Annotated in this window: 18 protein-coding genes; 2 read left to right on the top strand and 16 right to left on the bottom strand. The window is 42.0% G+C overall.

All coding sequences use genetic code 11. From position 1 onward, the window contains the following. Positions 1-62: 62 nt before the first annotated feature. From iscX to trmJ, 9 genes are all read right to left on the bottom strand, one after another. Complete coding sequence (gene iscX, locus G6R09_RS05740) at positions 63-260, bottom strand: Fe-S cluster assembly protein IscX (RefSeq protein ID WP_060999007.1); 198 nt, start codon at positions 258-260, stop codon at positions 63-65. A 127-nt stretch (positions 261-387) separates the two neighbouring features. After that, positions 388-726 carry an ISC system 2Fe-2S type ferredoxin gene (fdx, locus tag G6R09_RS05735; protein WP_065167411.1) on the bottom strand — a complete coding sequence of 113 codons (339 nt, stop codon included), beginning with the start codon at positions 724-726 and terminating at the stop codon, positions 388-390. A gap of 2 nt (positions 727-728) precedes the next feature. Then, on the bottom strand, positions 729-2,582 hold the full coding sequence (hscA, locus tag G6R09_RS05730; protein ID WP_163921160.1) for a Fe-S protein assembly chaperone HscA: 1,854 nt from the start codon (positions 2,580-2,582) through the stop codon (positions 729-731). A 33-nt stretch (positions 2,583-2,615) separates the two neighbouring features. Next, on the bottom strand, positions 2,616-3,131 hold the full coding sequence (hscB, locus tag G6R09_RS05725; protein ID WP_065167429.1) for a co-chaperone HscB: 516 nt from the start codon (positions 3,129-3,131) through the stop codon (positions 2,616-2,618). 88 nt (positions 3,132-3,219) lie between these two features. Continuing rightward, positions 3,220-3,543, bottom strand: coding sequence for an iron-sulfur cluster assembly protein IscA (iscA, locus tag G6R09_RS05720; RefSeq protein ID WP_065167409.1), 324 nt, complete (start codon positions 3,541-3,543; stop codon positions 3,220-3,222). A 16-nt stretch (positions 3,544-3,559) separates the two neighbouring features. Beyond that, positions 3,560-3,946, bottom strand: a complete 387-nt coding sequence (gene iscU / locus G6R09_RS05715) for a Fe-S cluster assembly scaffold IscU (protein ID WP_036795849.1) — start codon at positions 3,944-3,946, stop codon at positions 3,560-3,562. Positions 3,947-3,979: 33 nt separating this feature from the next. Continuing rightward, entirely contained in the window at positions 3,980-5,194 is a 1,215-nt protein-coding gene (locus tag G6R09_RS05710) for an IscS subfamily cysteine desulfurase (RefSeq protein WP_163921157.1), read from the bottom strand. 31 nt (positions 5,195-5,225) lie between these two features. Beyond that, positions 5,226-5,741 (bottom strand): Fe-S cluster assembly transcriptional regulator IscR, encoded by a 516-nt coding sequence (iscR, locus tag G6R09_RS05705; protein ID WP_065167407.1) that lies wholly within the window; start codon positions 5,739-5,741, stop codon positions 5,226-5,228. A 109-nt stretch (positions 5,742-5,850) separates the two neighbouring features. Then, on the bottom strand, positions 5,851-6,591 hold the full coding sequence (gene trmJ, locus G6R09_RS05700) for a tRNA (cytosine(32)/uridine(32)-2'-O)-methyltransferase TrmJ (RefSeq protein WP_163921154.1): 741 nt from the start codon (positions 6,589-6,591) through the stop codon (positions 5,851-5,853). 244 nt (positions 6,592-6,835) lie between these two features. On the opposite strand from trmJ, the gene suhB reads away from it, so the two are divergent. After that, positions 6,836-7,636: an inositol-1-monophosphatase gene (gene suhB, locus G6R09_RS05695; RefSeq protein ID WP_060998992.1), complete on the top strand. Its 801-nt coding sequence runs from the start codon at positions 6,836-6,838 to the stop codon at positions 7,634-7,636. 137 nt (positions 7,637-7,773) lie between these two features. Here suhB and secF read toward each other — a convergent pair whose 3' ends face one another. The 5 genes from secF to queA form a co-directional block, all read right to left on the bottom strand. After that, the gene (gene secF, locus G6R09_RS05690; RefSeq protein ID WP_163921151.1) at positions 7,774-8,721 is read right to left on the bottom strand and encodes a protein translocase subunit SecF; all 948 of its coding nucleotides are present in this window, start codon (positions 8,719-8,721) and stop codon (positions 7,774-7,776) included. A gap of 12 nt (positions 8,722-8,733) precedes the next feature. Then, on the bottom strand, positions 8,734-10,587 hold the full coding sequence (gene secD / locus G6R09_RS05685; RefSeq protein WP_065167403.1) for a protein translocase subunit SecD: 1,854 nt from the start codon (positions 10,585-10,587) through the stop codon (positions 8,734-8,736). 36 nt (positions 10,588-10,623) lie between these two features. Next, a complete protein-coding gene (gene yajC, locus G6R09_RS05680) occupies positions 10,624-10,962 on the bottom strand; it encodes a preprotein translocase subunit YajC (protein ID WP_065167402.1) in 339 nt (112 codons plus the stop codon). Between the two features lie 26 nt (positions 10,963-10,988). Beyond that, positions 10,989-12,158, bottom strand: coding sequence for a tRNA guanosine(34) transglycosylase Tgt (gene tgt, locus G6R09_RS05675; RefSeq protein WP_082955685.1), 1,170 nt, complete (start codon positions 12,156-12,158; stop codon positions 10,989-10,991). Between the two features lie 251 nt (positions 12,159-12,409). After that, positions 12,410-13,462, bottom strand: a complete 1,053-nt coding sequence (gene queA, locus G6R09_RS05670; RefSeq protein WP_065167400.1) for a tRNA preQ1(34) S-adenosylmethionine ribosyltransferase-isomerase QueA — start codon at positions 13,460-13,462, stop codon at positions 12,410-12,412. 271 nt (positions 13,463-13,733) lie between these two features. On the opposite strand from queA, the gene G6R09_RS05665 reads away from it, so the two are divergent. Further along, entirely contained in the window at positions 13,734-14,231 is a 498-nt protein-coding gene (locus G6R09_RS05665; protein WP_065176920.1) for a CBS domain-containing protein, read from the top strand. A 63-nt stretch (positions 14,232-14,294) separates the two neighbouring features. Here G6R09_RS05665 and aceA read toward each other — a convergent pair whose 3' ends face one another. Then, complete coding sequence (gene aceA, locus G6R09_RS05660; protein WP_060998979.1) at positions 14,295-15,602, bottom strand: isocitrate lyase; 1,308 nt, start codon at positions 15,600-15,602, stop codon at positions 14,295-14,297. A gap of 38 nt (positions 15,603-15,640) precedes the next feature. Then, a complete protein-coding gene (gene aceB, locus G6R09_RS05655; protein ID WP_163921148.1) occupies positions 15,641-17,254 on the bottom strand; it encodes a malate synthase A in 1,614 nt (537 codons plus the stop codon). Positions 17,255-17,791: the final 537 nt, after the last annotated feature.

Raw genomic sequence — 17,791 nt, 5'->3', positions numbered from 1 at the left:
AATAAGACTATGCTCATCACCCCTGAGAGGCAACCATAAAACAGGCTTTTTCGGTATTGTGATTATTGCTCGTCAATCCAACACATTTGTACTGCTTCTAAAATCTTTTCATTGCAGTGATCAATATCATCGTCAAATTCATCTAAAGCAATGATCCACTCACGAAGATCAGTAAAGCGAACTTGGGTTGGATCAACATCAGGATGAAGTTCAATCAATTCAATCGCAATATCGCGCGAATCAATCCATTGTAAACTCATAATAAACCCTCATTTTTGAATACAATTAACAAATTAACTTAACTATCGCTTCAATAAATAGCCATATTTATTAATCAATAGCTAAAAAAATAGGCCACCACAATGGCGACCTATTTAGCTGTTTCAATTAATGTGCTTCAGAAGCAAGATTGACGGTATAGCGTGGAATATCGACCACTAAGTCATCATCAGCTACACGCGCTTGACAACTTAATCGAGATTCAGGCTCAAGCCCCCATGCCTTATCAAGCATGTCATCTTCAAGTTCATCGCTTTCATTTAGAGAATCAAAGCCTTCACGAACAACAACATGGCATGTAGTACATGCACAAGACTTTTCACACGCATGCTCAATTTCAATGCCATTGCGCAATGCTACATCTAGGATTGTTTCGCCAGATTGTGCGTCTAAAATTGCGCCTTCAGGGCAATGTTCTTCATTGGGTAAAATTATAATCTTAGGCATGCCTAAACCTCATCAATAGACTGACCAGCTAACGCTTGACGAATAGATTGATCCATTCGGCGTGACGCAAATTCTTGGCTGGCCTTATCAGTTTTCTTAATTCCTGCTTCAATTGCACGAGTATCTCCACTCTGACGTAATTGAACCAGTTCCATCATTACAGTTTCTAACTCATCACGCTCTTGAACACTTAGTAAGGTCTCACCATCGGCAGCCAATGCTGCGATTAAGCCTTCAAGTACTCGATCGGCTTCAACCTGTTGTTCCGCTAATGCACGCGCATCTTTATCATCTTGAGCAAAGGTCATTGAATCGCGTAGCATGGTTGCAATTTCATCATCAGAAAGACCATACGATGGCTTCACTTGAATTGATGATTGTACACCGCTACTTTTTTCCATTGCTGTTACCGACAACAAACCATCCGCATCCACTTGATACGTGACACGAATATGAGCAGCTCCTGCTGCCATCGGTGGAATACCACGCAAGGTAAATCGCGCTAATGAACGGCAATCACTTACCATTTCACGCTCACCTTGAACAATATGGACCGACATCGCTGTTTGGCCATCTTTAAAGGTGGTAAATTCTTGAGCACGTGCAACTGGCAAGGTGGTGTTACGCGGAATAATTTTCTCGATCATGCCGCCCATCGTTTCAATGCCTAATGACAATGGAATCACATCAAGTAGCAGCATATCTGCGTCAGGTTTATTACCCACCAGAATATCAGCTTGAATAGCCGCACCAATCGCAACCACCTGATCAGGATCAATCGAGGTTAATGGTGTTTTACCAAAGAAGCTTCCGACTAATTCACGCACTAACGGCACTCGAGTAGAGCCACCGACCATCACAGTTTCAATCACGTCATCAATAGTGATATCAGCATCTTTTAACGCACGACGACACGCAAATAAGGTTTTCTTAATTAATGGCGTTACTAACGTATTAAATTGCTCGCGAGTGATGTCCCCCTGCCAACCAAGTACATTGATGACAACGCTATCAGCGTCACTCAACGCCACTTTCGCTTGTTGAGCGGCATCATGTAATTGACGACGTTGTTGCGGGGTTAATGTTTCTGTTAACTGAGCTTGAGTTAATATCCAGTCAGCAATCAACTGATCAAGATCATCGCCACCTAATGCAGAATCTCCGCCAGTCGCTAATACTTCAAACACACCTTTAGACAGACGTAAAATCGAAATATCAAAGGTGCCACCACCGAGATCATAAACAGCAATAACCCCTTCTTGACCGGAATCAAGACCATAAGCAATTGCCGCGGCTGTTGGTTCATTAAGTAAGCGCAAAACATTCAAATTGGCTAACTTAGCCGCATCTTTTGTACCCGCTCGCTGAGCATCATCAAAATAGGCTGGCACGGTGATCACGACACCTTCAAGATCGCCGCCTAAGCTTTCTACTGCACGCTGACTTAATGATTTTAAAATTTCAGCAGAGATTTGTACCGGGTTCATCGCACCTTGGCGAGTTACTAACTGCGGTAAGCCATTGTCTGATGCGGTAAATTGATAAGGTAATTGCGGGTAACGCTGCTCAATATCAACTAATGAGCGTCCCATAAGACGTTTTACCGATAAAATAGTATTGATAGGATCACGTTGTGCATACGCACGCGCAGTATCTCCTGTTAACACATGTTTGTCAGTATAGTGAACCACTGAGGGTAAAATTGAACGTCCTTCAGCATCTTTTAATGTTTCTGCAACGCCACTACGGACAGTTGCCACTAATGAGTTTGTCGTCCCTAAATCAATGCCAACCGCTAATTTTTGTTGATGCGGGGCTGCACTTTGACCGGGCTCAGAAATCTGTAAAAATGCCATTATCGTTCCTGTCTAAATAACGCAAGTTGATGATTAGTCAAATAATGATTCTTCAAGACGTTCGACTTCATCACGCAACTTAACAATAAACTTTAACTTACGTACTGCATCTGCAGCTTCAAACCAATTTTCTTGATTGAGCAATTGTGCCAGTTTATGTAACTGTTGTTGATACATAATTGCGGCTTGTTGTTCAAAATCTACTAATGCAGATTCTGGATCAGCACACTCAGAAATTGCTTCTAACGCTTCACGCAGCTCCATTTGTTGCATCAAGAAATCCATATCTTGTAATGTCTTTTGCTCACCACGAATATCTTCATCGCGTTCGGAAAGCATATATTCAGCACGGGAGACAGGATTTTTTAGCGTTTGAAAGGCATCGTTAATCTGGGCTGCTTTTTGTACCGACAATAACCGATCACGTTCGGATGCCGTTGCAAAGTTATCCGGATGGAATCGACGTTGTAATTCACGGAATTGTGTTGCTAATAAACCGCCATCAACATCAAACTGAAACGGTAATCCAAATAATTCGAAATGATTCATAATCGCAACCATATATAAAAAATAAACCTGACAACTCACTCGCCATAATGGCGGCCAGCAGCCAGGTTTAATAAAACACTATGCGCAATTACACGTTGAAGCTTTCACCACAACCACATTCGCTAGACACGTTAGGGTTATTAAATTGAAAACCTTCATTGAGGCCTTCTTTGGCAAAATCAAGCTCAGTACCATCTAAGTAAACCAAGCTTTTTGCATCAACGATAATTTTTACACCTTGCTCTTCAAAGACTTGGTCCCCTTCGTCAAGGTTGTCGACGAACTCAAGGATATACGCCATACCCGAACATCCTGAAGTGCGAACTCCGAGACGCAAACCGATACCTTTGCCACGGTTGGCTAAAAAACTCGATACGCGACTTGCTGCCGCTTCAGTGATAGTAATGGCCATACTTCAAACCTCAGAATTATTTTTGTTCGTGTTTCTTCTTATAATCGCTAACCGCTGCTTTAATTGCATCTTCTGCAAGAATCGAGCAGTGAACCTTAACTGGCGGTAACTCAAGCTCTTCTGCAATCGCAGAGTTCTTAATTGATGCTGCTTCGTCTAATGTTTTACCTTTCACCCACTCGGTGATCAGTGAACTTGATGCGATAGCAGAACCACAACCGTAAGTTTTAAACTTTGCATCTTCGATGATGCCATCTTCAGTTACTTTGATCTGAAGTTTCATTACATCGCCACAGGCTGGTGCACCCACCATACCGCTACCAATGTTTTTATCGTCGTTGTCAAATGAACCCACGTTACGCGGATTTTCATAATGATCGATGACTTTTTCACTATATGCCATGATAAATTCCCTCGAATAATGTCTAACCGCAGATTAGTGGTGTGCCCACTCAACCGTATCTAAATCAATGCCGTCTTTGAACATATCCCAAAGAGGTGACATTGCACGTAGCTTGTCGACTGCTTCTTTAATTTGAACTACAGCGTAATCAATTTCTTCTGCCGTTGTGAAACGACCAAAAGAGAAACGAATTGAACTATGTGCTAGTTCATCATTTAGACCTAATGCACGTAGTACATAAGAAGGCTCTAGGCTTGCCGATGTACATGCAGAGCCTGATGATACTGCAAGATCTTTCAATGCCATTAATAATGACTCACCTTCAACAAACGCAAAACTGATGTTAAGGTTGTTGGGAATGCGGTGCTCAATATCACCATTGATAGACATCTCTTCGATACCTTCAAGGCCTTTAAGTAAACGCTCACGCATATCAACTGCATGTTGGTAATCTTGTGCCATTTCTAGCTTAGCAATGCGGAATGCTTCGCCCATACCAACAATTTGATGTGTTGGTAGAGTACCAGAACGGAAACCACGCTCATGGCCGCCACCGTGCATTTGTGCTTCAAGACGAATACGCGGCTTACGGCGTACATATAATGCACCAATACCTTTAGGGCCGTAAATTTTGTGCGCAGAAAATGAGATTAAGTCCACTTTCATTGTTTGAACATCGATCGGCAGTTTACCTGCAGATTGTGCCGCATCAACATGGAAAATTGTCTTGTTTTCACGACAAATTTCACCAATTGCTGCGATATCTTGCACAACACCAATTTCGTTGTTCACATGCATAATAGAAACCAGCACAGTATCTTCACGCATTGCGTCGCGTAGTTTTGCCAAATCAACAAGACCATTTGATTCAGGCTCAAGGTAAGTCACCTCATAACCTTCACGCTCTAATTGACGACATGGGTCAAGAACCGCTTTGTGCTCAGTTTTGCATGTAATAACGTGCTTACCTTTCTTGTTATAGAAGTGGGCAGCACCTTTAATTGCAAGGTTATCAGACTCAGTAGCACCCGAGGTAAACACAATCTCACGGGGATCGGCGTTGATTAGCTCAGCAATATACTCACGAGCAGTATCAACCGCTTCTTCCGCTTGCCAGCCATAACGGTGTGAACGTGACGCTGGGTTACCAAACGTACCATCCATAGTTAAGCACTGAACCATTTTCTCAGCAACACGAGGATCTACCGGGCAAGTTGCAGAGTAATCAAAATATATTGGCAGTTTCATTTTCTTCTCCGAAAACACGAACGTCTGGTCTCTAGGAGCGGACATCGACACCGATAGGGGCGCTGTCGTGTGATTTTTTATTTGCAAATGATGTTTTGTTATTGCTTTGTAGGATTATATCCTGACGATCAGCAATCGTTTGTACATCATTATCCTTCATCAGCTCACCAAGAGTGATGTTATTTAAAAATCCGCTGATACGATCACTAAGATCATGCCATAAGGTATGAGTTAAACAACGCACACCACCTTGGCAGCCACCTTTACCTTGACACTTAGTGGCATCAACTGATTCATCAACTGCTGCGATAACCATACCAACAGCAATATTGGCGGCATCTTCACCGAGGCGGTAACCACCACCAGGACCACGGACACTGGTTACTAAGCCCGCTTTACGAAGACGCGAAAAGAGTTGTTCTAGGTAGGACAGCGAGATCCCTTGACGTTCTGAAATATCAGCCAACGGTACTGGTCCATTATGTGAATGCAATGCTACATCTAACATTGCCGTCACAGCGTATCTTCCTTTTGAAGTCAACTTCATAACATGGCTACCTACTTGAATTTATAGAGGCAGTCTCTCATACCCGACTAATTTGGTCAAGTATTTAACCCACTAAAACAGTAGGTCTTTCGCTGGCTTGCGAAAGCGGTTATTTAGTGTTCTTCTCTAAGGTTTCAATGGTCTTTTCTACTGACGATAGAATACCGCGTAAAATATTTAACTCTTGCTGCTCAGGACGAGCACGGGTAAACATACGACGTAATTTTACCATTACCATGCCAGGATGATTTTTATTAATAAATCGCGTTTGGCTGGTCACTTTTTCAAGATGCTCATAAAACCGTTCAAGTTCATTAGCACGTGGGTATTCATCAACAACCGCTGTCGATTGATGCTTAGTCGCATCAAGGTATGCCATACGAACTTCGTAGGTTACCGTTTGAACTGCCATTGCAAGGTTCAATGAACTATATTCAGGGTTAGCTGGAATATAAACATGGCAATGACATTTTTGTAATTCTTCATTAGTCAGGCCAGTACGCTCACGACCAAATAAAATCGCCACCGGATGCTGTTCAGACTCTGCAATAACTTTAATGCCATTTTCACGTGGGTCTAATTGTGGCCACTCTAACGTGCGAGAACGTGCACTTGAGCCAACAACTAACCCGCAATCAGCAACGGCTTCATCTAATGTTTTTACAATTTTAGCGTTCTGAACCACATCAGCGGCACCGGCTGCTAAAGCAATTGTATGACTATCAATTTCACAGGCAGGATCAACAAGAACAAGGTTAGTTAACCCCATTACTTTCATTGCGCGAGCTGCAGAACCGATATTTCCAGGATGTGACGTGCCAATGAGGACAACGCGAATTTTATCTAACATGATGTCGCTATATTCCAGTCTAATTTAACGCTCAGAGATAGTAGCACAGCCATAACAAAAATGAAGAAAACATGTCTATTTGATGATTGTTATTAGCCATTACCGTCATCAATAAATAAAATACCGTCATTATTTATTTTTTCAGCACTGACTAACGTCGAAAAAATAACCACTTCCTTTTTTTTATAGCTCTGTTATACTCGCCGCCGCTTTTTAGTTCTTTAACATCCGTTGGGAAAATCCTATGCATCCGATGCTTAATATTGCCATTCGCGCTGTGCGAAAGGCTGGTGACCATGTCATTAAATCTCTAGAAAAACCTCAATCTATTGAGGTTGCTAATAAAGGTAATGATGTTGTTACCAATATCGATCATGAAGCAGAAGCTATCATCATCGAGACAATCCTAAAATCTTACCCTGATCACTGCATCATTGCAGCTGAGTCTGGTACGAAAGAAGGACGTGACAAAGAGTGTCAGTGGATTATTGACCCAGTGGATGGCACCAAGAACTTCGTTCGCGGTTACCCTCACTATGCAGTTTCTATTGCACTACGCATGCGTGGTCGTACAGAAGTTGCTGCAGTTTACGACCCAGCTCGTAACGAACTATTCACGGCTACTCGTGGCGCAGGCGCGCAACTTAACAGCCTACGTCTACGTGCATCTCAGCCACGTGATCTAACTGGTACTGTGTTAGCAACAGGTCTTCCTTTTGCTGCTAAACAACACGCTGAAAGTTACCTAAAAATCCAAAATGCTTTATTTGTAGAATGTGATGACATGCGTCAATCAGGTTGTACTGCATTGGATCTTTGTTACCTAGCTGCTGGCCGTGTTGACGGTGTATTCAAGTTAGGCCAAAAGCCTTGGGAACTTGCTGCTGGTGAATTAATCGCGCGTGAAGCTGGTGCTATCTGTGCTGACTTTACGGGTAATACTAACTACCTAACAACTGGCAACATTGTTGCTGGTAACGCACGTGTAGTTAAGCCAATGCTTGCTAAAATCCGTGAATTCGGTAGCGACGCTCTGGCTAAGTAATCATTGATTACAACCCGCTAAATAAAAACGCCCTGCTGATATTAACAGCAGGGCGTTTTTTGTTACCCATAAAAAACGGAGCCCGAAGACTCCGTATAATTAATGATGACTTTACCGATAGTAGCAACTACTTACGGCTATGGCATCGCATCAATTTCTTCACCTTCTTTATCTAATGGTGTCGGCATTAAGTGCTCACGGGTGATACCCAATTTAAGCGCTAACGCTGATGCCACATAGATTGAAGAGTAAGTACCGACAGTAATACCAATCAATAATGCTAATGCAAACCCTTGAATCATTGCGCCGCCTTTTAAGAACAACGCAATAACAACAAACAAGGTGGTACTAGAAGTAATTAATGTTCGGCTCAATGTTTGAGAAAGTGAGCAGTTCATAATTTCTTCAGCAGTTTGCTTACGCATCTTACGGAAATTTTCTCGAATACGGTCAAATACCACGATAGTATCGTTAAGTGAATAACCCACTACTGTTAACAATGCTGCCACAATCGTTAAATCAACTTCGATTTGTAAAATCGAGAAAATACCAACAGTAATAATAATATCGTGCGCCAATGACAACACCGCACCTGCGGCTAAACGCCATTCAAAACGCACAGAGACATAAAGCAGAATACACAGCAATGCAATAAGAATTGCCAAGCCACCCGCTTCGGCGAGTTCATCACCGACATTGGGACCAACAAATTCCACTCGGCGCATTTCAACTTGCTGGCCAGTTCCGGTCTTTAGAGCATCAATGATCTGGTTACCCAGAATTTCGCCTTTAATTCCATCACGAGGTTGCAATCGCACCATCACATCACGCGCAGTACCAAAGTTCTGCACGATGGCATCGCCAAAACCTGATTTTGCTAATGACTCTCGAATTAACGGTAAATCGGCTGGCTCTTTAAAGCTGACTTCAATCAGCGTACCGCCAGTAAAGTCTAAGCCCCAATTCAAGCCTTTGGTTGATATTGTCGCAATAGAAGCTGTAATCATCATTAGCGAGAAAATAAACGCTAATTTTGACCAACGCATAAAATCGGTAACTTTATCGCTATTCAATAACTGTTTCATTTATGCGTCCTCCTAGATTGACAACTTATCTATGCGTTTACCGCCATAGATTAAGTTAACCACAGCACGAGTACCGACTATTGCGGTAAACATCGAGGTTAAAATACCGATCGATAATGTCACTGCAAAACCTTTAATTGCACCTGTACCGACTGCAAACAAAATAATTGCTGTCATTAAGGTGGTGATATTGGCATCGGCAATGGTACTAAACGCATTGGCATAACCTTGTTGTATCGCTTGCTGAGGGCTTCGGCCTTCACGTAATTCTTCACGAATACGCTCAAAGATAAGCACGTTAGCATCAACAGCCATACCGACGGTTAATACAATACCGGCAATACCAGGCAAGGTCATGGTTGCACCTGGGATCATCGACATTACACCAATAATCAATACCAGATTCATCATCAGTGCTAAGTTGGCAATTAAACCAAAGCCACGGTAGTACAATAAGGTAAATAGCATTACAGCTACCATACCCCAGATACATGCCTGAATACCCATATCGATATTTTGTTGACCCATAGATGGACCAATTGTACGTTCTTCAACGATCGAAATAGGCGCAATCAGAGCACCAGCACGTAACAATAGCGCAAGGTTATGTGCTTCCGGCTGAGAATCAATACCTGTAATGCGGAAGTTACGTCCAAGTGCCGTTTGAATGGTCGCTTGGTTGATTACTTCTTCGTGCTTTTCAAGTATGACCTTACCTTCAGGTGTACGATCACCGCTGTCTTTGTACTCAGTAAAGACTGTCGCCATTAATTTGCCGACATTATTACGTGAGAACGCCGTCATTTTACTACCGCCTTCAGTATCTAGCGAAATATTCACCTGTGGACGACCATATTCATCTGCACTTGAAGTCGCATCTGTAATATGAGAACCCGCTAGAATAACGCGTTTTTTCAATACTGCTGGACGACCATCACGGGTCATCTTCACTTCACTGCCCGCAGGTACTCGCCCTGCGGCTGCAGCACCAAGATCAGCATTACTGTCCACTTCACGGAACTCAAGCGTAGCAGTTGCACCTAAAATTTCTTTAGCGCGCGCAGTATCTTGAACACCCGGTAGCTCAACCACAATTCGGTTAGCGCCCTGACGTTGTACTAATGGCTCGGCAACACCTAATTCATTAACACGGTTACGTAAAATAGTAATGTTTTGCTCAACAGCATAGTTACGAATTTCTTGAAGACGTGCTTCAGAAAAACCAGCGGTTAAAACAAAACGTCCTTTGGTATCTGTTTCAGTAAATACCATATCAGGATGAAGTGGCTCTAATACCGCTTTTGCTTGCTCTAATTGAGCAGCATCACGTAAACGTACAGAGACCGTTTGTTTAGTTTTATCGATGGCACGATAGCGAATTTTCTGTTGGCGTAGTTCAGCTCTGAAAGTTTCTTCTTGCTGGCCTAATAGTTTTTCCATCGCCGCATCCATATCCACTTCCATAAGGAAATGAACCCCACCACGCAAATCAAGACCAAGCTTCATTGGTGTAGCACCAATAGCTTCTAGCCAAGACGGTGTTGAAGGTGCGAGATTTAGAGCAACAATATAATTATCACCTAATTCACTATTTAGAATATCGCGAGCGCTGATTTGAGTATCAGTATCGTTGAAGCGGACCAGTATTGAGCCTTTTTCAAACACAACTGACTTATAAGGGATATTGTTCTTTTTTAAATCTTCGGTGACAGTATCCAAAGCGCTCATAGTAACTGAGGCGCCACGCGCCCCAGTTACTTGAATCGCTGGATCTTCACCGTATACGTTGGGAAGTGCATAAAGCAAACCTATAATTAGTGCGAACAACACTAACAAGTTCTTCCACAGAGGGTATCGGTTAAGCACTGCTATGATCCTTCAAAGCGAATATTTTTTAGCGTCTTATAGAGACTTCATGGTGCCTTTTGGCAAAACTGCAGTAATGAAGTCTTTTTTGATAGTTACTTCAGTACTGTCGTTTAGCGCAAGAACGATGTAATCACTTTCAGATGATGACTTAGTAATGCGGCCTAAAAGACCACCGTTAGTCATTACTTCATCGCCTTTACTCATCGAGCTCATTAGCGTTTTGTGTTCTTTAACACGCTTAGCTTGTGGACGGTAAATCATGAAGTAGAAGATAACAGCAAACAGACCCAGCATAATGAATAACTGGTACGGTGAACCACCTTGAGCAGCGCCTTCAGATGCTGCATGTGCTTGAGAGATAAAAAAGCTCATTTATAACGTCCTCGATTTATTATGATTTATACAATTTGTAATGGTGGAACTTCACGGTCACGACGCGCGTAGAATTCTTCTACAAATGCATCGAAACGATCTTCTTCAATCGACTTACGAATACTTGCCATTAAACGTTGGTAGTAACGTAAGTTGTGAATAGTATTTAAGCGTGCACCTAGAATCTCATTACATTTATCTAGGTGATATAAATACGCTTTTGAATAATGACGACAAGTGTAACAGTCACAATCAGGATCTAGTGGTGTTGTATCTGTTTTATGTTTCGCATTACGGATCTTGATCACACCGCCAGTCACAAACAAGTGTGCATTTCGCGCATTTCGCGTTGGCATTACACAGTCAAACATATCGATACCGCGACGCACACCTTCAACTAGGTCTTCAGGCTTACCTACACCCATCAGGTAGCGAGGCTTATCTTCTGGTAGTTGTGGACATGTATGCTCAAGAACACGGTGCATGTCTTCTTTTGGCTCACCCACCGCCAAACCGCCAACTGCATAACCATCAAAACCAATCTTGGTTAGGCCTGCAACTGATACATCACGTAGATCTTCGTATACACCACCTTGAACAATACCAAATAGAGCATTTGGATTTTCAAGCTTATCAAAGTGGTTGCGGCTACGTTGAGCCCAACGAAGAGACATCTCCATCGACTTTTTAGCTTCATCGTGAGTCGCAGGATATGGCGTACATTCGTCAAAGATCATTACGATATCTGAACCAAGGTCTTTTTGAATTTCCATCGACTTTTCAGCATCCATGAAAATCTTGTCACCGTTAACAGGGTTACGGAAATGAACACCTTCTTCAGTGATTTTGCGTAATGCACCAAGGCTAAATACTTGGAAGCCGCCTGAATCGGTTAAGATTGGGCCTTTCCATTGCATAAAGTCATGCAAGTCGCCGTGCATCTTCATCACTTCTTGTCCAGGACGTAACCATAAATGGAACGTATTACCTAGAATAATTTGAGCACCAGTATCTTCCACTTCTTCAGGTGTCATGCCTTTTACAGTACCGTAAGTACCTACAGGCATAAATGCTGGTGTTTCTACTGTTCCACGTTCAAACTGCAAACGACCGCGACGTGCGCGACCTTGAGTTTTATCTAATTCAAATTTCACAAGACCTCCAAAAGCCAGAGAAACAATCTGACAGGTTCCCATTACAGGATTAAGCCCCACAGGCGATTGCCTGATCAGCCACAAAAATAATGGCCGTTAATAACGACCATTGCTACTGACAGCCTCGAATTACTAGCAATGATAGTAACGCTCAACCGCAGCCAAAAGCATTTATTATGTTGTAAATTCTACAGAAATAAATTTATCTCATGTAGCAGAGGCAACAAAGGCTGCAATTGTAACAAAAAGCAGCCTAAATACTTAATTTTTAATAAGTGTTAACGTAATCAATATCACATATTTTTACGGGTAATAAACATCGAATCGCCGTAACTAAAGAAACGATATTGATTAGCAACCGCTTGATGATAAGCATTCATCGTATGCTCATAACCTGCAAATGCACTTACCAACATAATCAGAGTTGATTCTGGTAAGTGGAAATTAGTGATTAATACATCCACTAACTGGAATTGGTAGCCTGGGTAAATAAAGATTTCCGTATCACCAAAAAATGGCTTGAGCTCAGTGCCATTCTTCAGCGCATCTTGCGCCGCACTTTCTAATGAGCGTACAGATGTGGTACCCACAGCAATAATTCGACCGCCATTAGCACGAGTTTGATTAACCGCCGTCACCACTTCTGGTGGCACTTCAACATATTCAGAGTGCATATGATGATCATTAATGTCATCAACACGTACCGGCTGAAAAGTACCCGCGCCAACATGCAGAGTAACAAAAGCAAAATTAACCCCTTTGGCTTTTAAATCCGCCATCAGTTTATCGTCAAAATGCAAACCCGCCGTTGGTGCAGCTACCGCACCTGGTTTAGCGTTATATACCGTTTGGTAACGCTCTTTATCGGCATCTTCATCGGGGCGATCAATATAAGGAGGTAACGGCATATGCCCTACCTGTTCTAAAATTTCCAGCACCGTTTTATCACTGTTAAAACGAATCTCAAACAGCGTATCGTGGCGAGCAACCATTTCGGCAGAAAACTCACCATGCTCACCTAATAATAATTCATTACCAGGCTTTGGCGGTTTAGATGCGCGTACGTGAGCCAAAATAGATTTATCATCTAACATCCGCTCAACCAACACTTCAATTTTACCACCAGACGCTTTATGACCATACATACGCGCAGGAATAACACGGGTATTATTAAAAACTAATAAATCTCCAGCCTCAACCAGATCTAACACATCTTTAAAACCTTTATGTGCTAATTCACCGCTATTGCCCGTCATATGTAGCAAACGACTCGCAGTACGCTCAGGTTGTGGGTAGCGAGCAATCAGCTCGTCTGGTAACTCAAAATCAAAATCAGAAACTTGCATCGTAATACGCCTTAAATAACAGCAGGCGGGCATTATACTTAACTCCACCAAAGATGCGAAACCCCGTGGCAATTAAAGCGGATTTTCGATAATAAAACCGCTGTCAAATAATCGCTGCTGTCTTGATTTACACATAATAGCGAACAGTTAATCATTGGTGACATTTGAAATTTATGACCATGATCATGGGATAGCCACCAATAATTCGCTACATTCAAACCAGTAAATCAGCAAAAAACAATTAGCAATCGTATAAAAACAGGAGGTTTCTATGTTTACTGTTGCCGATATGATGACGCCCAAACCACATACATTATCTCGCAATGATACTTTGCTTGATGCTAAAGAGATGATGCAAACCCTGTCTATTCGCCATATACCGATCACCGATCATAATCACCATCTATTAGGGTTAATTTCTCAACGCGATGTGCTTGCCGCTCAAGACTCTAATTTAAAATCCGTGATTGCCCCCCATAGCCACTCACCACTAGAGGTATTACTGGAACATTGCATGAATCGTGATGTTTTTAGTGTTGATAGCCATGCCGGCCTTAAAGAAGCGGCACTGTATATGCAAAAACATCAGATTGGTTGTTTACCAGTGGTTGATAATCAGCAACTGGTTGGCATTATTACCAACAGTGATTTTGTCGCTATCGCTGTGACATTGCTTGAAATGCAAGATGAAATCGATCCGCTAGAGCAAGAACAAGATCGGCTTGATGATCTGAGTGATATTGGTGATATCGACATCGAACGTGACTAATAACCACGATCAAAAAGGGAGCATAATGCTCCCCTCGATAGATGAATCATTTATTAACTATGATTACTTAAACTGTTCTTCTTCGGTTGATCCTGTCAGTGCGGTTACTGACGAGTTGCCACCTTGAATAGTATTGGTCATGGTATCAAAATAGCCCGTTCCCACTTCCTGCTGATGAGCAACAAAAGTATAGCCTTTATTCGCCGCTTCAAACTCAGGACGCTGTACTTTTTCAACATAATGGCGCATACCTTCGCCTTGCGCGTAAGCATGTGCTAACTCAAACATGTTGAACCACATATTATGAATACCCGCTAGCGTAATAAACTGGTACTTATAACCCATGTCGGCTAATTCTTGTTGGAATTTAGCGATAGTTTCAGCGTCTAAATTCTTTTCCCAGTTAAACGAAGGTGAACAGTTATACGCTAATAACTGATCTGGGTATTGCTCATGAATCGCTTCTGCGAATTTACGCGCTTCTTCTAAACAGGGCTTTGCCGTTTCACACCAAATTAAATCAGCATACGGTGCATAAGCTAAACCACGCGCAATGGCTTGATCAATGCCTGCACGCACACGATAAAAACCTTCGGCAGAGCGATCGCCGATAATAAAGTCTTTATCATACGGATCGCAATCAGATGTTAGCAAATCAGCTGCATTGGCATCGGTTCGTGCAATCACTAAGGTTGTGGTGCCAGCCACATCCGCCGCTAAACGTGCGGCAACTAATTTTTGTACTGCTTCTTGAGTCGGCACTAAAACCTTGCCGCCCATATGACCACATTTTTTCACCGATGCTAATTGATCTTCAAAGTGCACTCCAGCCGCACCTGCTTCAATCATATTACGCATCAATTCATACGCATTGAGTACGCCACCAAAACCCGCCTCGGCATCAGCAACAATCGGCAAGAAATAATCGACACCGTCTGCTGGCGAGCCACCGTTAGACCATTGGATCTGATCGGCACGACGGAAAGAGTTATTAATACGCTTCACCACCGCAGGTACTGAGTCAACCGGATATAACGATTGATCAGGGTACATGGCAGAAGCGGTATTATTATCAGCAGCAACTTGCCAGCCTGATAAATAAATCGCTTCAATGCCAGCTTTAGCTTGTTGAACAGCTTGGCCGCCAGTTAGCGCGCCTAAACAGTTCACATAACCTTTTTTCGCACTGCCATTGACCAATTCCCATAATTTATCAGCACCACGTTGAGCGATAGTATTTTCAGGAATAAATGAACCACGAAGATTAACAACCTCTTCAGCAGTGTAAGTACGCTTTACGTGTTTCCAGCGTGGATTTTCAGCCCAATCTTGTTCTAGGGCAGCAATTTGTTGTTGGCGAGTTAATGTCATAATAATATCCCTCTAGTCAATATGGCGCTAATCCGTTATTACACTAAATAGTCATAACCTTTTAAGGTTAAGAAGTTATCTAACTCATCACTGGTCGCTAAGTGCGACATCAAATACGTCGCCTCTTCAAAACGACCATTCTCAATACGTTCTTGGCCTAACTCTTGCTGTAATACTTGCATTTCTTCAGTCAACATTTGTGCAAATAATGCCTTAGTCACCACTTGACCATTAGATAGCGTTTTACCGTGTTTAATCCACTGCCAAATTGACGCTCGTGCTATTTCAGCGGTAGCAGCATCTTCCATTAAGCCGTAAATAGGCACACAACCATTACCCGAGATCCATGCTTCAATATATTGCACAGCCACACGAATATTGTGCCGCATACCCGCTTCTGTACGTTCCCCATCACAAGGGGCTAATAATTCTGCCGCAGTAATAGGCGCATCTTGCTCACGGCTGACATCCAATTGGTTAATACGTTGATCGAGTACATCATCAAAAATGGCGCGAGCGGTATCAGCTAACCCAGGATGCGCGACCCAAGTACCATCGTGACCATTATTGGCTTCAAGGGCTTTGTCGGTTTGAATCTTATTTAATACCCATGCTTGTTGCTGAGGCTCTTTCGCTGGAATAAAAGCCGCCATGCCTCCCATTGCTAATGCACCACGACGATGACAAGTACGAACAAGTAACCGTGAATAGGCATTTAGAAAAGGTTTCTCCATGGTTACCACTTGGCGATCAGGCAAAATACGTTCAGGGAAATTACGTAAGGTTTTTATATAACTGAAAATGTAATCCCAACGACCACAGTTTAATCCGACGATATGTTCTTTGAGATTAAATAATATTTCATCCATCTCAAATGCAGCTGGTAAGGTTTCAATCAATACCGTTGCCTTGATGGTGCCACGGGTTAATCCAAATTCATCTTCGGTATAACTAAAGACATCACTCCACCAAGCAGCCTCTCGATATGCTTGTAGCTTTGGTAAATAAAAATAAGGACCGCTGCCTTTAGCTAATAGTGCTTGATGATTGAGATAAAAATACAACGCGAAATCAACTAATGCGCCAGGAATCGGCTGGCCATTCCAAAGGATATTTTTTTCAACTAAATGCAGACCACGCACACGGCAAATCAATACCGCGGGATCACCCTCAAGCTGATAGTGTTTACCAGTTTGAGGATGGGTATAGCTAATGGTGCCATTGACCGCATCGCGTAAATTTTGATGGCCATCAATAATGGCATTCCACGATGGTGAAAAGGAATCTTCAAAGTCAGCCATAAATACTTTTACGTTAGCATTTAGAGCATTTATCACCATTTTACGATCAACAGGGCCAGTAATTTCTACACGGCGATCTTGTAAATCATGAGGAATATTTTGTATTTTCCACTCAGACTCTCTGATAGCACGCGTGTCTGGTAAGAAATCAGGTAGTTGGCCGCGATCAATCGCTAATTGCTGCTGTTCACGCGCCTCTAACAATAATGGAATTCGATCAGCGAAGCGCTCAACTAACCGCTCAATAAATGCTAATGCATCAGCGGTGATAATCTGTTGTTGCTGCTCCGTCAGAGGTTGCTGCAGTAATAACTGAGTATGATCATTTGCTTGAATGGCTGTTTCTATCATATGCGCCTCCAGCATGTAACTTAATCACCACTTTTATCAATAACAAAAGCAATGACTCCCTGTTAAACAATTTAAAGCATATATTTACGTTGCCGTAACAATAGTCGGAATGCAAATAAATAACTGCTTTTTAAAACCAGACACAAAACACAAACAGATAAATATCAATAAGTTAAAAATAAAACCCAAATATGTAAAATACCAAATTCACAAAAATCTTAGCTATTTACTCGGAATTTAAATTTATATTGAAATAATGGTTTTTTGTATGTGGTTACGTAATTTAATTACATTAACAGCGATAATAATATTTATTCAAAATCGCGTTTAAAACAGGAAGTAATTTTTAAAATACACATAAGCACATGATAGATAATACAATTACTTATAAAAAAACAATGAAATGAAACAGGTTGCATCTAGGGTTTAACGAGAGGAATAGGATTAGTTTGCAAGATGAAACAGATTTATTCAACAAAACAGCAACTTATAGATAGAACGCTCGATAATACAATCTTTTAGTCATTCGTAAAAAAA

Origin of the sequence: Photobacterium sp. Alg240-V54, from assembly GCF_900537155.1 — a bacterium.
Taxonomy (GTDB): domain Bacteria; phylum Pseudomonadota; class Gammaproteobacteria; order Enterobacterales; family Vibrionaceae; genus Photobacterium.
This window is presented reverse-complemented; position numbering and strand designations above follow the sequence as displayed.

Bases quoted from the DNA above. Each gene is read 5' to 3' on its own strand.
- aceB (WP_163921148.1), bottom strand. From the start codon at position 17,254: ATGATAGAAACAGCCATTCAAGCAAATGATCATACTCAGTTATTACTG.
- G6R09_RS05665 (WP_065176920.1), top strand. From the start codon at position 13,734: ATGTTTACTGTTGCCGATATGATGACGCCCAAACCACATACATTATCT.
- yajC (WP_065167402.1), bottom strand. From the start codon at position 10,962: ATGAGCTTTTTTATCTCTCAAGCACATGCAGCATCTGAAGGCGCTGCT.
- iscX (WP_060999007.1), bottom strand. From the start codon at position 260: ATGAGTTTACAATGGATTGATTCGCGCGATATTGCGATTGAATTGATT.
- hscA (WP_163921160.1), bottom strand. From the start codon at position 2,582: ATGGCATTTTTACAGATTTCTGAGCCCGGTCAAAGTGCAGCCCCGCAT.
- suhB (WP_060998992.1), top strand. From the start codon at position 6,836: ATGCATCCGATGCTTAATATTGCCATTCGCGCTGTGCGAAAGGCTGGT.
- iscU (WP_036795849.1), bottom strand. From the start codon at position 3,946: ATGGCATATAGTGAAAAAGTCATCGATCATTATGAAAATCCGCGTAAC.
- tgt (WP_082955685.1), bottom strand. From the start codon at position 12,158: ATGGGAACCTGTCAGATTGTTTCTCTGGCTTTTGGAGGTCTTGTGAAA.
- fdx (WP_065167411.1), bottom strand. From the start codon at position 726: ATGCCTAAGATTATAATTTTACCCAATGAAGAACATTGCCCTGAAGGC.
- G6R09_RS05710 (WP_163921157.1), bottom strand. From the start codon at position 5,194: ATGAAACTGCCAATATATTTTGATTACTCTGCAACTTGCCCGGTAGAT.
- aceA (WP_060998979.1), bottom strand. From the start codon at position 15,602: ATGACATTAACTCGCCAACAACAAATTGCTGCCCTAGAACAAGATTGG.
- queA (WP_065167400.1), bottom strand. From the start codon at position 13,462: ATGCAAGTTTCTGATTTTGATTTTGAGTTACCAGACGAGCTGATTGCT.
- iscR (WP_065167407.1), bottom strand. From the start codon at position 5,741: ATGAAGTTGACTTCAAAAGGAAGATACGCTGTGACGGCAATGTTAGAT.
- secF (WP_163921151.1), bottom strand. From the start codon at position 8,721: ATGAAACAGTTATTGAATAGCGATAAAGTTACCGATTTTATGCGTTGG.
- hscB (WP_065167429.1), bottom strand. From the start codon at position 3,131: ATGAATCATTTCGAATTATTTGGATTACCGTTTCAGTTTGATGTTGAT.
- iscA (WP_065167409.1), bottom strand. From the start codon at position 3,543: ATGGCCATTACTATCACTGAAGCGGCAGCAAGTCGCGTATCGAGTTTT.
- trmJ (WP_163921154.1), bottom strand. From the start codon at position 6,591: ATGTTAGATAAAATTCGCGTTGTCCTCATTGGCACGTCACATCCTGGA.